Genomic DNA, 13,398 nt, shown 5'->3' with positions numbered 1-13,398 from the left:
ATGACTGTATGGAATATGCAATGAGATGAGTAAAGATATATTCAATGGATCATTTATGGGTGGGCATCAGTATTGTGAAATGAGCGGTATAGCCAAGATTTTAATCATGTTAATTTGGCTCACAGTGAAAGAGAGGATATGCGGTGATTAATTATTTAATATCCAATTAAGTTCATAAAATTTACGGAGTTGCTAAATATCTCTTTGGGGGTAATTAATTTCATTTGTGATGTGGCTCGCTATGAAAATAGGGGTAAGCCGGTCGAAATTGATAGAGATCAATACTGCAGGGTGGGTGAGTCCTTAGCATTTCCGCTATTAAGCATTTATCAAACAAGTGCTCACTACGGGAATAAGTAGAATGGTCGAGGATAATTTTTTATCGGCTCATGGGATTAATCGCCGTGATTTTATGAAATTGTGTGCCGGGATGGCCGCAACCCTGGGATTAAGTCAGAATGCCGTCGCCAAGATGGCCACGGCGCTCACCAGCCCCGAGCGGCCGCCGGTGATCTGGATTGGGGCGCAGGAGTGCACCGGCTGTACCGAGTCACTGCTGCGCGCCACGCACCCCACCATCGAGAACCTGATCCTCAATACCATTTCGCTGGAGTACCATGAGGTGCTTTCGGCGGCTTTTGGTCATCAGGCGGAAGAGAACAAGCACAACGCCATCAAGCGTTACAAAGGCAAGTATGTGCTGGTGGTGGATGGCTCCATTCCGCTGAAAGATGGTGGCGTCTACTGCATGGTGGCCGGTGAGCCCATCGTCGACCATATTCGCCGTGCAGCCGCCGACGCGGCTGCGGTCATCGCCATCGGCTCCTGCGCCGCCTGGGGCGGTGTGCCTGCCAGCGGTGGCAACCCGACCGGCGCTGTCAGCCTTGAAGAGGCGCTCGGCAATATCGGCACTCCCATCATCAATATCCCAGGCTGCCCGCCCAATCCCCACAACTTCCTCACCACGGTTGCCTACTACATCACCTACGGCAAGCTGCCGGCCCTGGATAGCAAGAAGCGCCCGCTGTTTGCCTATGAGCGGCTGATCCACGAGAACTGCGAGCGTCGTCCGCACTTCGACGCAGGGCGTTTTGCCAAGGAGTTTGGTGATGAGGGTCACCGTCAGGGTTGGTGTCTCTACCATCTGGGCTGCAAAGGGCCGGAGACCTACGGCAACTGCTCGACTCTGGAGTTCTGCGATGTGGGCGGCGGCATCTGGCCGGTCGGCATCGGTCACCCCTGTTATGGCTGCAACGAGCAAGGGGTCGGCTTTAGCAAGGGGATCTTCCAGCTCGCCAAGGTCGAGAACCCGACCCCGCGGGTGGATAAACCCGATGTGAAAATTCAGGAGGGGGGCTATACCTCGCCCACCGCGACCGGCCTTATCGGTGGCGCCCTCGGGGTGCTGGTGGGGGTGAGTCTGATGACGGTGCGTGAACTCGGTCGTCAGCAGAAACGCCACGAAGCCGGGCAGCACCCATCACGGGAGGAGTAACCGTGAACAGACGCAACTTCCTCAAATTCGCCTCCGTCGGTGCGCTGGCGGCGGGCACAGCCGTACCTAGCACCGCACTGGCGGCGGCCAAGAACAAGCCGCCCATTCCCGGCGCGCTCGGCATGCTCTACGACTCCACCCTCTGCGTCGGCTGTCAGGCCTGTGTGGCGGAGTGTCAGCACCTTAACGGCAATCCGGCCAATCCAGCCGGGGCGCAAACCTGGTCCAACAACGACAAGCTGACCCCCTACACCAACAACATCATTCAAGTGTGGAAGAGTGGCACTGGCGAGCACAAGGATCAGCTGGTGGATGGCTACGCCTACATCAAGAAGCAGTGCATGCACTGTGTCGATCCCAACTGCGTCTCTGTCTGTCCGGTGCAGGCTCTTAAAAAAGATCCCAAGACCGGCATCGTTCACTACGACCCGAGCGTCTGCACCGGCTGTCGCTACTGCATGGTGGGTTGCCCGTTCGATGTGCCCAAATATGACTACGACAATCCGCTGGGGGCGATCCACAAGTGCGAGCTCTGCAACCAGAAAGGGCTGGAGCGGATTGATCAGGGCAAGTTGCCAGGCTGCGTCGAGGTGTGCCCCACTGGCGCCGTCATCTTCGGCACCCGCGAGGAGCTGATGGCCGAGGCCAAGCGTCGCCTGCTGGCGACTCCGGGCAGCGAATATGCCTATCCGCGCCAGACCCTCTCTGCCAACGACCCCTACCTGCACGAAGTGCCCAACTACCAGCCTTACGTCTATGGCGAGAAGGAGGGGGGCGGCACCCAGGTGCTGGTGCTGGCCGGGGTGCCCTATACCAAGCTCGACATGCCCGACTTGCCGGAGCTCTCCTCCGGTGCTCGCTCCGAGCATATCCAGCACACCCTCTACAAGGGGATGGTGCTGCCCATGGTGGTGCTGACTGGCCTCTCGGTGCTCATTCGCCGCAACACCAAGAATGGTCACGATCACCATCACGATGATGGCCATGATCAGGGGAGTGTGCAGATCAAGGATCAGGGCACCACAAAGGGAGGCAAGGATCATGAGTAACCACAAGGCACATCCCCTCGGCGGCAAGCTGGTCAGCTGGCCTGTGCTGGTGCTAGCCCCCTTTGCCGTGCTGTGCGGCATGTTGATTTTAAAACGCCTCGTCTTCGGGCTGGGCTCGGTCACCGATCTGAATGGCGGTTATCCCTGGGGACTCTGGATCTCGTTCGATCTCTTGATCGGCACCGGTTTTGCGTGCGGTGGCTGGGCGCTGGCCTGGGCCGTCTACGTGTTCAACCGGGGCGAGTATCACCCCCTGGTGCGTCCGGCGCTGCTGGCGAGCCTCTTTGGTTATTCCCTGGGGGGGCTCTCCATCACCATCGACGTGGGGCGTTACTGGAACCTGCCGTACTTCTACCTGCCCGGTCACTTCAACACCTCCTCGGTGCTGTTCGAGACGGCGGTCTGCATGACCATCTATATCGGGGTTATGGCGCTGGAGTTCGCTCCCGTGCTGCTGGAGAAGTTCGGTTGGAAGGCGTCACTCATTCGCCTCAACAAGATCATGTTCTTCGTGCTGGCGCTGGGGGCTCTGCTGCCCACCATGCACCAATCCTCCATGGGCTCGTTGATGATAGTGGCGGGGGAGAAGATCCATCCGCTCTGGCAAAGCTACGAGCTGCTGCCGGTCTTTTCGCTGCTGACCGCATTTATCATGGGCTTCTCCATCGTGGTATTTGAGGGCTCCTTGGTGCAGGCGGGACTGGCGGGGCGTGGCCCCAACGAGAAGTCGCTCTTCTACAAGCTGACCCAGGTGATCGACATCTTCCTGATCCTGTTTGTGGCGCTGCGCTTTGCCGAGATCGTCATCCACGACAAGTCGGCCTACCTCTCCGAGTTCAATCGCTACTCCATCATGTTCTGGAGCGAGATCGCGCTGATGATATTCCCGCTGCTGGTGTTCCACTGGGACAAGAGCCGCCGGGATTCGCGCATGTTGTTCCTGGGGGCCCTCAGCATGCTGCTGGGCGCCGCCCTCTGGCGACTGGATTACTCCTTGCTCGCCTTCAACCCCGGCAATGGCTACCACTACTTCCCCTCCGCGGAGGAGGTGCTGATCTCTCTGGGCTTTGTTGCCATCGAGGTGTGTGCCTATTTGCTGTTGATCCGGCTCTTGCCGGTACTGCCATCACTTGAACGTGTTCACCAAGATTATCAGGCCCGAGGGAAAGCCAACGTATGAGCCAACGTATCACCATAGACCCCATCACCCGCATTGAGGGGCACCTGCGTATCGACTGCGAAATCGAAGGCGGTAAAGTGACCAAAGCCTGGTCGTCCGGCACCATGTGGCGCGGCATGGAGGAGATCGTCAAGGGCAACGACCCGCGCGATGCCTGGATGATAGTGCAGCGCATCTGCGGGGTATGTACCTCCATTCACGCCATCGCCTCGGTGCGGGCGGTGGAGAACGCCATTGGCGCCAAGGTGCCGGTCAACGCCCAGTACATCCGCAACCTCATCATCGCGGCCCACAACATCCACGATCACATCGTCCACTTCTACCAGCTCTCCGCGCTGGACTGGGTGGACATCACCGCGGCCCTTGAGGCCAATCCGCAAAAAGCGGCGGACATGCTCAAGGGGGTATCAACCTGGTCCCTCAACAGTGCCGATGAACTGACCAAGGTGCAGGACAAGATCCGCGCGCTGGTGGCGAGCGGCCAGCTCGGCATCTTTGCCAACGGTTACTGGGGTCACAAGGAGATGAAGCTGAGCCCGGAGGTAAACCTCATCGCCGTGGCCCACTACCTGCAGGCGCTGGAGTGCCAGCGCGATGCCAACCGCATTGTCGCCATCCTCGGTGGCAAGAGCCCGCACATCCAGAATCTGGCGGTGGGCGGCGTGGCCAACCCCATCAATCTGGATGCACCTAGCGTGCTCAATCTCGAGCGACTGCTCTATGTGAAGAGCTTTATCGACCGGCTCGGCGAGTTTATCGAGCAGGTCTACAAGGTGGATGCCGCCATCATCGCTGCCCACTACCCCGAGTGGCTGAGTCTGGGGCAGGGGGCCAAGCACTACCTGAGCGTGCCGGAGCTCCCCACCGACGGTGACGGCGGCAGCTTCCTGATGCCGGGCGGCTATATCGAGAATGGCAATCTGACGGGTTATCGCCCCATCGAGAGTCATCAGGATGGCTGGCTGATGGAGGGCATCGCCGAGAGCAACAAGCATGCCTGGTACAAGGATGACGAGCCCCTCAAGCCGTGGGAGGGTAAGACCGAGCCTAATTACACCGGCTGGCAGGATGACGGCAAATACTCCTGGGTCAAATCCCCCACCTTCTACGGCAAGGTGGTGGAGGTGGGGCCGCTCGCCGACTTGCTGGTGAAACTGGCCGCCAAACACCCGGAGACAGTGGCGCACTTCGACCAGTTGAATGGCATCTACAAGGCGCTCACCGGCTCTGCCATCAAGACCGAACAGCTGCACTCCACCATGGGTCGCATCATCGGTCGAGCGGTGCGCTGCTGTGTGCTCAAAGACACCCTGGCGCACCAGTGGAAGGCGCTGGTGGACAACATCGGCAAGGGGGATACCACCGCCTACATCAAGGCGGAGATCCCGGCGGATAAAGAGTTTCGCGGGGTGGGCTTTGAAGAGGCGCCGCGCGGCATGCTCTCCCACTGGATCGTCATCAAGGGTGGCAAGATCGAGAACTATCAGGCGGTGGTGCCATCGACCTGGAACTCGGGCCCGCGCAACTTCAACGATGAACCCGGCCCCTACGAGCAATCTCTGGTGGGCACCCCGGTGGCGGATCCCGCCAAACCGCTGGAGGTGGTGCGCACCATCCACTCGTTCGACCCCTGCATGTCCTGCGCGGTTCACGTGGTGGATACCCAGAATGGCGAAACAACTCAGGTTAAGGTGCTGTGATGAACACCCTGATCCTGGGCGTGGGTAACCTGCTCTTGAGCGATGAGGCCGTCGGCGTCCGCATTGTCGAGGCGCTGGGGCGCGAATACCGTTTTGCCCCCGGCATCGAGCTGCTCGATGGCGGCACGGCTGGCATGGAATTGCTCGAAGCGATGGCCAGTCGCGATCACATCATTCTGGCGGATGCGGTGCGCAGCGGTAATCCGCCGGGCACCGTAGTGACTCTGAAAGATGAGGAGATCCCGACCCTGTTTGGCCGCAAGATCTCCCCCATCAGCTGGGGCTGGCGGACGTGCTCTCGGCGCTGCACATGACGGGGGAGTCGCCCAAGCGGCTCACTCTGATCGGCATAGAGCCTGAATCCCTCGAACCGCGCATCGGCCTTACCCCAGTGGTGGTGGCGGCCATGGGGGAGGCGACGGATCGGATCTTGACCCTGCTGGCCAGTGTCGGTGCCCCTGCCATCCCGCTCTCTGAGCAGGAGAAAGCTGAACAAGCGCGGGAGGGCCTATGGCGCAGTCCCATTTAAGCGAGGTTGAGAGAGTGCTGGAGAGAGTACCGGAGACGGCACAGGAGTTTGCCGGTTTTGCCACCAATCCAGCACCCTTGCTGGTAGCCCAGTACGAGCGGATCGCTCGCGAAGAGATGCAGGCGTTGCCCTTCTATCACCCGGACATGCCCATAGTGGCGGAGTGCGTGCTGTTTGAAGGTCAGTGGCTTGGCTGTGTGCTCACCCCCTGGATGCTGAGCGTGGTGGTGCTGCCGGGGCCGGATCAGCTTTGGCCGGTGCGCAGCAGCAGCGATCGACTCGCCCTGCAGCTCCCCTGCGGCAACATGACCTTTATGGTGGGTGAACTGCCCGAGACGGGTCAGCTGTTGTCCTGCTCCCTGATGTCGCCGCTCGATCCCAATCTCGGTGCCGGGGAGGGGCGCGTGCTGGTGAGCAGCACCCTCAAGATGCTGCTCTCCTTGCCGGTGCAGCAAGGGGCTGGCGGCGTGGATCTGGGTCGCAGACGGCTATTCGGTACCCGGCGCGGTCAACCGGCATAGTTGCTAGGTTTCACGCGAAATCAAGTTTAGAATAGGGGGCCATTTTGGCCCCTCACTCCCATGTTCAGACACGCATTCCACCTCTTTTTTGAGTGATGATCCGTGAGTGGTACAAAACAAGAAGGATCCCCATGACTGTTCCACGCAATTCCCTTCGCCATTACTGTGGCACCAGTGCTGCCGCCCTGTTGACTCTGCTGCTGGGCACTGCCTCTCACGCGGCGCTGGCCGCAGCCCAACCTGTGCCTGCCGAGCTCAAGCTCGCCATCGGCGCCGAACCCACCGAAGGGTTTGACCCTTTGCTTGGCTGGAGTCACGGCAGCTACCTGCTGCTGCATAGCCCGCTGCTCAAGCAGAATGCCGATCTCAGCTGGCAGAATGTGCTCACCCAGGCGGTGACCCCGAGCAAGGATGGCAAGGGGTGGATCATTACCCTCAAGCCTGACCTGAAATTCTCCAATGGCGCGCCGCTCACCGCCGAGGATGTGGCCTTTACCTATAACAGCGCAGCCAAGGGTGGCGGCAAGATCGACATGGGCAACTTTGTTTCGGCCAAGGTGCTCTCACCCACCGAGGTGGCCATCACTCTTAGCGCCCCCCAGAGCACCTTCGTCAACGTGCTGGGATCCTTGGGGATAGTGTCGAAGCGGGATTACGACGCAAAAGCATATGCCCAAAAGCCGGTCGGTGCCGGCCCTTACCGGCTGGTGAGCTTCCTACCCGGTCAACAGCTGGTGGTAGAGGCGAACCCCTATTACGCCGGTGGCAACAATGACTTCAAACGGCTGGTGTTTGTCTTTATCGACGAAGAGAGCGCCTATGCCGCGGCCCAGAGCAGCCAGCTTGATGTGGTGCGCATCGCCCCGTCGCTGGCGCCCACCGTGCCAGCTTCCCTCAAGCTGTGGGTGCGACCGAGTGTCGAGAACCGTGGCATCGTTTTCCCTATTCCGCCTGCGGGTGGCAAGGATGCCAAGGGTTATCCCATCGGCAACGACGTGACTGCCGATGTGGCGGTGCGCCGCGCCATCAACTACGCCATCGACCGCAAGTTGCTGGCCGACCAGCTGCTGGAGGGGCACGCCATCCCCGCCTACAGCGCGGTAGAAGGCTTGCCCTGGCTGAATAAAGCCACCGCCTTCAAGGATGGTGATGCCGCCCATGCCAACGCCCTGCTCGATGAGGCTGGCTGGAAGATGGGCAGTGACGGTATTCGCCACAAGGGCGACCTGAGAGCCGCCTTTACCCTCTGGTACACCAGTGGCGACAGCACCCGCCGGGATTTGGCGGAAGCGGTGCGCGCCATGCTCAAGTCCATCGGTCTTGAGGTGAGCCTCAAGTCCGGCAGCTGGGAGCAGGTGGAGCGGGAGATGCACGCCAATCCGGTGCTGATGGGGTGGGGGAGTCTGGATCCCATGGAGCTCTATCACCACTACCAGAGCGGCTCCGGTGGCGTGGAGTTCTACAACCCGGGCTACTACAGCAACCCTGTGGTGGATGGCCACCTCAAGCAGGCGCTGGATGCCCCGAACTGGCAGGCGGCCGTGCCGTTCTGGCAGCAGGTGGAGTGGGATGGCAAGACCGGCGCCGGAGTGCAGGGAGATGCCGCCTGGGCCTGGCTGCTCAACGTGCAGCACACCTATCTCGCCAACCGTTGCATCGACCTTGGCAAGGGGGCGCCGGAAATCCACGGTAGCTGGTCACTCCTCAACAACCTGCAGGATTGGCGGTGGACGTGCCGGTAAGTTCGCCCTTGAGTCATTCAGGTTATCTGTTGCTAAAAGCCCTGCTGCGTCTGGCAGGGCTGTTATGTCTGGTCTCGGTCGCCACCTTTGTGCTGCTGAGCTACTCCCCCATCGATCCCATCAAGGCCTATATCGGCAACGACCTGCTCCATGTGCCGCCGGAGCAGTACGCCCGTATCGCCGCCCGCTGGGGGCTGGATCAGCCGCTCTGGCTGCGCTACTGGCGCTGGTTTACCCAGGTGCTGCAGGGGGATCTCGGTTACTCCATGCTCTATAACGCACCAGTGGGTGAGGTAATAGGCCAACGCTTTGCCGCCTCCTTCCTGTTGCTGGCGGGTGCCTGGCTGCTCTCCGGCTTTTTCGGGATTTTGCTGGGCCTCTGCGCCGGTCGCTATCTCAACCGCTGGCCCGATCGCCTGATTTGCCGCTTTGCCTACCTGCTTGCCTCCCTGCCCACCTTCTGGGTCGGCCTGTTGCTGCTCGCCCTGTTTGCGGTGCACTGGCCACTGCTCCCTGTCTGCTGCGCCTGGACGCCGGGGCTCGCTGCCGATGAGGTGGACTGGGCCATGCGGCTGCGCCATCTGTTGCTGCCGGTCACCACGCTCGCCCTGCTCGGGGTGGGCAATATCGCCCTACATACCCGGGCGCGGGTGGCCGAGGTGCTGGAGAGCGACTTTATCCGCTACGCCCGCGCTCAGGGGGATGGCGGCTGGCCCATGCTGCGTTTTCACGTGCTGCGCCACGCCCTGACCCCGGCGCTCTGCCTGCAGTTTGCCTCCCTTGGTGAGCTGATTGGCGGATCGCTCTTGGCCGAGAAGGTCTTCTCCTACCCGGGGCTCGGCCAGGCCACTGTGGATGCGGGGCTGCGGGGGGATATCCCCCTGCTGATGGGAATCGTGCTCTTCTGCACCCTGCTGGTCTTTATTGGCAACACGGTGGCCAGTTTGCTGCTGGCCCGTATCAATCGGGGTTGGGAGGGCGAGCATGCTGTTTAATCCGCTTCCCTCCATACTGCGGCTGGTTTTTGCCCTGCTCGGATTGGCGCTGCTGGCCACTTACGGCTGGAGCCTCTCTCATCAGGATGTGCCGATGGATCTGCTGGCGCGCCAGCAGCCTCCCTCGCTGACCCACTGGTTCGGCACCGATCAGATGGGGCGTGATCTCTGGTTGCGGGCCTTTCAGGGTACCCTCACCAGTCTAGAGCTTGGCATCAGCACGGCGCTCTGCAGTGGCCTGCTGGCCATGGTGGCGGCAAGCGTGTCGCTCATTCACCCCAGATGTGATGCGGCGGTACGAATGGTGATCGACGCCATGCTGGCGCTGCCCCATATGCTGCTCTTGATCCTTATCTGCTTTACCGTGGGGGGGGGCATGCGCGGGGTGATCCTGGCGGTGGCGCTCACCCACTGGCCCAAGCTGGCGCTCATTCTCTGCGCAGAAGCGAGGCGGATCGCCTGCAGCGACTATGTGGTGCTGGCCCGCTGTCAGGGGATGGGGGCGCTGCGTCGCTGGCGCATCCACCTGCTGCCGGGGCTGTTGCCCCAGTGGTTTATCGGCACCTTGCTGATGTTTCCCCATGCGGTGCTGCACAGCGCGGCCTTGAGCTTTCTCGGTTTTGGTCTGGCGGCCCACGAGGCCTCGCTTGGTCTGCTGCTGGCCGATGCGTTGCGTTATCTTGCCGGTGGCGGCTGGTGGCTGGCCCTCTTCCCCGGCCTGATGTTGCTGCTGCTGGTTCTGCTGTTTGATCAGGCTACCCGCGCCTTGCAACAGCTGTTGTGGCACAGGAGTGAACCATGCTGAGTTTTGATCAGGTGACCATAGAGGCGGCCCATTACTCCTGGCTGGGGCGACGCAGCTGGCAGCCATTGCTGACCGATATCAGCCTGCAACTGGCACCGGGGGAGATAGTGGCGCTGGTGGGGGGGAGCGGCGAGGGCAAGAGCCTGCTGCTGCAAAGCGCCCTGACATTGCTGCCGGACAATCTGCGGATGCGCGGCAGCATCTCCCTCGATGGCACGCCTCTGTGTGATGCCTGCCGGGCCAGCCTGCGCGGCCACACCCTCTGCTATGTGCCACAGGGGGTAAGCGCCCTCAATCCGCTGCTGACGGTGGAGCGCCAGCTAGGCCGGGCGGCACGCCTCTGTGGCCAGAATGGTTCTCGCGAGCGGCTCGGCGAGCAACTGCTGCGCTACCAGCTGCCCGCGACCACCCTGGACAGGTACCCGCGCCAGCTCTCCGGCGGCATGGCCAAGCGCATTCTGGCCTGCACTGCGGCCCTCGGCGGCGCTCGCTACATTCTGGCAGACGAGATCACCGCCTGGCTCGACGAGGAGCTGGCCTGTCTGCTGCTCGGTCAGTTGCGTGAATTGGCCAATCAGGGCAGCGGTATCCTCTGGGTCACCCACGATCTGGCGCTGGCGGCCCGCTTTGCCGATCGCATTGTGGCGCTGCATCAGGGGCAGGTGAGCGATACCTTGAGCTGCCACCATCTGCGCCAGGGGCAGGGGAGCGAGATGCTCCGTGCCCACTGGCAGGCGCTGCCGGAGTTCAATGCGCTCTTTGCTGCTACGTCGGAGATCTCCTGATGATTGAGTTGCAGGAATGGATCGTCTGTCTGGTTGCGGGTGTTCAGTGGCAGGCACTGCCGGAATTCAACGCGATCTTCTCTGTGCCGGAGGTTTCCTGATGTTGGAAGTACGAAATCTCACTATCGCCCAGGGGGAACGCCCCCTTTGGCAGGGATTGTCGCTGACGGTGAAAGCGGGCGAACGGCTCGGTATCTCCGCCCCGAGCGGTTATGGCAAGACCACGCTGGGGCGGGTATTGGCGGGTTGGCAACCGGTTGGGGCCGGCGGGCAGATCCTGCTGGATGGGCAGCCAGTACCTGAACAGGTAAAAGGTTATAACCCCATCCAGCTGGTGCCCCAGCACCCGGAACTCACCTTCAATCCCTATCGCACCACCGGGCAGGCGTTGTGGGATGTATGGCGCCCCGATGACGCCATACTGGCCCGCTTTATGGTCAAGCCCGAATGGCTTGGCCGTAAACCCGGTCAGCTCTCCGGTGGCGAGCTGGCCCGCATCGCGTTGCTGCGCGCCCTCGATCCCCGCACCCGACTGCTGATTGCCGACGAGGTGACTGCCCAGCTGGATCCGCAAATTCAGCGCCAGCTCTGGCGGGAGTTGATGATTGAGTGCGAACAGCGCCGGCTTGGTATGGTGATCTTCAGTCACCAGCAGGCGCTGTTGCGCCAGATCTGCCATCGGGTGCTGCGCTTTGGTGAGGTGCCTGCGGAGCAGGAGGCGATGGCCCGTAGCGTGGCCTGAGGATTGGTGTTTCCCCCTCATCCCCAGCCCTTCTCCCGCAAGGGGAGAAGGGAGTTGAAGGTGCCATCTCAATACGCTCAGGGTTTAGGGTTTGGAGAACCTTGGGGTTTGAAAATATGGCTGGTTGTTATGCTCGAAGCCTCCCTTAGGGGGTTGAGGGAGTCGTATTGTTGCAGCATATTGCCTGTATCCACGAATAGGTTCCCTTTTCCATGTTGAGACGGGAACGGAATGCGGCATCCACGAACCGGTTCCCTCTCCCTGGGGAGAGGGCCTGGGTGAGGGGACGCGAGTATGAGGCGCGGGCCATTCGGTATAGAGAGAGAACGCCTGATAAGGTTTGTAGATAAAGAGAGGGAGGCATCAGCCTCCCTCTCTTGCTATCCGCCGTTGGTAACGGCATTTAACCGGTTCTGGTTCAGGCTGTAGCCAGCCAGTTGAGCCAGGCATCCATCCCTTCGCCCGTGGTAGCGCTGACCTGGATCACCTGAATATAGGGGTTGACCCGTTTGGCGTTCTCGATGCAGCGGGCCACGTCAAAGCTGACGTAGGGCAGCAGATCGATCTTGTTGATCACCATCAGCTGGGCAGCGGCGAACATATCCGGGTATTTCAGCGGCTTCTCTTCCCCCTCGGTGACCGAGAGGATCGCCACCTTGTATTTCTCGCCGAGATCGAAGCTGGCGGGGCAGACCAGATTGCCCACGTTCTCGATAAAGAGGATGCCCCCTTCATTGGCGGGCAGCTGGTGGCAGGCGTCGTGGACCATTTTGGCATCCAGATGGCAGCCCTTGCCGGTGTTGATCTGCACAGCAGGGACACCGGTGGCACGGATGCGATCCGCATCGGCACTGGTCTGCTGATCCCCTTCGATCACCGCGCAGGTGCGCTTGTCGGCCAGCTGGCGCAGGGTTTCGCACAGCAGGGTGGTCTTGCCTGAACCCGGGCTAGAGACCAGATTGAGCACCAGCTGGTCGGCAGCTGTGAAGTGCTCGCGGTTGTGGGCGGCCAGCGCATTGTTCTTGGCCAGCACATCCATCTCGATGGCGATCAGCTGACGCTGCCCCATGCCCGGAACCGACAATCTCGCTTCCCCTTTGCCATAGTGCAGATCACCCTGCTGATGGTCATGGTCATGGTCATGGTCATGGTCGTGGCTGTGATCATGGGGATGTGCGTGGGAATGGCCGTGGTCATGAGAGTGGGCATGATCATGATGATGGTGGTGGGGGTGATCATGATGGTGCTCATGGGGCTGATCATGCCCCTCATGGCTTATGGGAGTCCGTACCCCGTGGTAGTGGTGATGGACATCCCCCTGATGGTGGTAGTGGTGGTGAATGATCAGGGTGCGCGGTGCGCTCTGCTCGTGATCATGATGGTGATGGGCGTCATGAGCATGATGATGGTCGTGTTCATGACCATGTTTATGGTGATGTTCATGCTCGTGATCGTGCTCATGGCCGGCGATCCGCGCCTGGCCGCATCCGCATACGCTACACATATCAACTTACCTCGATGTCGGTGATGCGCAGGCTATCACCCTGCGCGACTCGTAATTTGTATCCGCTACACCCGGGGCAGGCCTGCCCGCGCTCGGTGAGGGTGACCGTCTGGTTGCAGTCGTAACACCAGGCCTCTGCCGCCTTGTGTTGAAAGTGAAGCTGGGCTCCTTCGACGACAGTGCCCTTGGCGGCCGCCTCGAAACAGAACGCTATGGTGTCCGGGTCGACGCAGGAGAAGCTGCCGACCTCGAGCCAGAGGGCGGTCACCTTGTTAAAGCCCCGCTGGGTGGCCTGTTCGGCCGCCAGATCGATGGCGGCCATGGCCAGAGACATTTCGTGCATGGTGGCTC

13 protein-coding genes and 1 pseudogene are annotated in these 13,398 nt (G+C 61.0%); 12 read left to right on the top strand and 2 right to left on the bottom strand.

Annotated features, from left to right (window positions below; translation table 11 throughout):
• Positions 1-361: 361 nt before the first annotated feature.
• The 11 genes and pseudogenes from hybO to ACTG2G_RS20680 all read left to right on the top strand — a co-directional run bounded on the left by hybO (position 362) and on the right by ACTG2G_RS20680 (position 11,543).
• Positions 362-1,495 carry a hydrogenase 2 small subunit gene (gene hybO, locus ACTG2G_RS20730; RefSeq protein ID WP_216978671.1) on the top strand — a complete coding sequence of 378 codons (1,134 nt, stop codon included), beginning with the start codon at positions 362-364 and terminating at the stop codon, positions 1,493-1,495.
• Positions 1,496-1,497: 2 nt separating this feature from the next.
• The gene (gene hybA / locus ACTG2G_RS20725) at positions 1,498-2,544 is read left to right on the top strand and encodes a hydrogenase 2 operon protein HybA (protein WP_439985808.1); all 1,047 of its coding nucleotides are present in this window, start codon (positions 1,498-1,500) and stop codon (positions 2,542-2,544) included.
• The gene (hybB, locus tag ACTG2G_RS20720) at positions 2,537-3,724 is read left to right on the top strand and encodes a Ni/Fe-hydrogenase cytochrome b subunit (RefSeq protein WP_421267398.1); all 1,188 of its coding nucleotides are present in this window, start codon (positions 2,537-2,539) and stop codon (positions 3,722-3,724) included. Before hybA ends, hybB begins: the two co-directional genes overlap by 8 nt.
• Positions 3,721-5,424, top strand: coding sequence for a hydrogenase 2 large subunit (gene hybC, locus ACTG2G_RS20715; RefSeq protein ID WP_421230779.1), 1,704 nt, complete (start codon positions 3,721-3,723; stop codon positions 5,422-5,424). The genes hybB and hybC overlap by 4 nt, the downstream gene beginning before the upstream one ends.
• A pseudogene (locus tag ACTG2G_RS20710) lies at positions 5,424-5,953 on the top strand (HyaD/HybD family hydrogenase maturation endopeptidase). Before hybC ends, ACTG2G_RS20710 begins: the two are co-directional and overlap by 1 nt.
• Positions 5,935-6,474, top strand: a complete 540-nt coding sequence (gene hybE, locus ACTG2G_RS20705) for a hydrogenase-2 assembly chaperone (RefSeq protein ID WP_439985807.1) — start codon at positions 5,935-5,937, stop codon at positions 6,472-6,474. The pseudogene ACTG2G_RS20710 and the gene hybE overlap by 19 nt, the downstream one beginning before the upstream one ends.
• A gap of 131 nt (positions 6,475-6,605) precedes the next feature.
• Positions 6,606-8,216 carry an ABC transporter substrate-binding protein gene (locus ACTG2G_RS20700; protein WP_421265739.1) on the top strand — a complete coding sequence of 537 codons (1,611 nt, stop codon included), beginning with the start codon at positions 6,606-6,608 and terminating at the stop codon, positions 8,214-8,216.
• A complete protein-coding gene (locus ACTG2G_RS20695) occupies positions 8,201-9,211 on the top strand; it encodes an ABC transporter permease (RefSeq protein ID WP_421265738.1) in 1,011 nt (336 codons plus the stop codon). The genes ACTG2G_RS20700 and ACTG2G_RS20695 overlap by 16 nt, the downstream gene beginning before the upstream one ends.
• A complete protein-coding gene (locus ACTG2G_RS20690; protein ID WP_076492989.1) occupies positions 9,201-10,016 on the top strand; it encodes an ABC transporter permease in 816 nt (271 codons plus the stop codon). The genes ACTG2G_RS20695 and ACTG2G_RS20690 overlap by 11 nt, the downstream gene beginning before the upstream one ends.
• Positions 10,010-10,801 carry an ATP-binding cassette domain-containing protein gene (locus ACTG2G_RS20685; RefSeq protein WP_421265737.1) on the top strand — a complete coding sequence of 264 codons (792 nt, stop codon included), beginning with the start codon at positions 10,010-10,012 and terminating at the stop codon, positions 10,799-10,801. The genes ACTG2G_RS20690 and ACTG2G_RS20685 overlap by 7 nt, the downstream gene beginning before the upstream one ends.
• A gap of 100 nt (positions 10,802-10,901) precedes the next feature.
• On the top strand, positions 10,902-11,543 hold the full coding sequence (locus ACTG2G_RS20680) for an ATP-binding cassette domain-containing protein (protein ID WP_227340652.1): 642 nt from the start codon (positions 10,902-10,904) through the stop codon (positions 11,541-11,543).
• A 418-nt stretch (positions 11,544-11,961) separates the two neighbouring features.
• On the opposite strand, the gene hypB is transcribed toward ACTG2G_RS20680, so the two are convergent.
• Positions 11,962-12,822 (bottom strand): hydrogenase nickel incorporation protein HypB, encoded by an 861-nt coding sequence (gene hypB, locus ACTG2G_RS20675; protein WP_439985920.1) that lies wholly within the window; start codon positions 12,820-12,822, stop codon positions 11,962-11,964.
• Between hypB and ACTG2G_RS20670 the strand changes: the two genes are divergently transcribed.
• Positions 12,709-13,071, top strand: a complete 363-nt coding sequence (locus tag ACTG2G_RS20670; protein ID WP_439985919.1) for a hypothetical protein — start codon at positions 12,709-12,711, stop codon at positions 13,069-13,071. The two genes, hypB and ACTG2G_RS20670, sit on opposite strands and share 114 nt — an antisense overlap.
• Here the strand turns inward: ACTG2G_RS20670 and hypA are convergent.
• The gene (hypA, locus tag ACTG2G_RS20665) at positions 13,049-13,390 is read right to left on the bottom strand and encodes a hydrogenase maturation nickel metallochaperone HypA (RefSeq protein ID WP_421265736.1); all 342 of its coding nucleotides are present in this window, start codon (positions 13,388-13,390) and stop codon (positions 13,049-13,051) included. The genes ACTG2G_RS20670 and hypA overlap by 23 nt on opposite strands.
• Positions 13,391-13,398 lie beyond the last annotated feature (8 nt).

Origin of the sequence: Aeromonas sp. 55A (assembly GCF_051919665.1) — a bacterium.
In the GTDB taxonomy this organism is placed as follows: Bacteria; Pseudomonadota; Gammaproteobacteria; order Enterobacterales; family Aeromonadaceae; genus Aeromonas; species Aeromonas veronii.
Note: the sequence above shows the minus strand (reverse complement) of the source record. Positions and strands in the feature narration are given on the sequence as shown.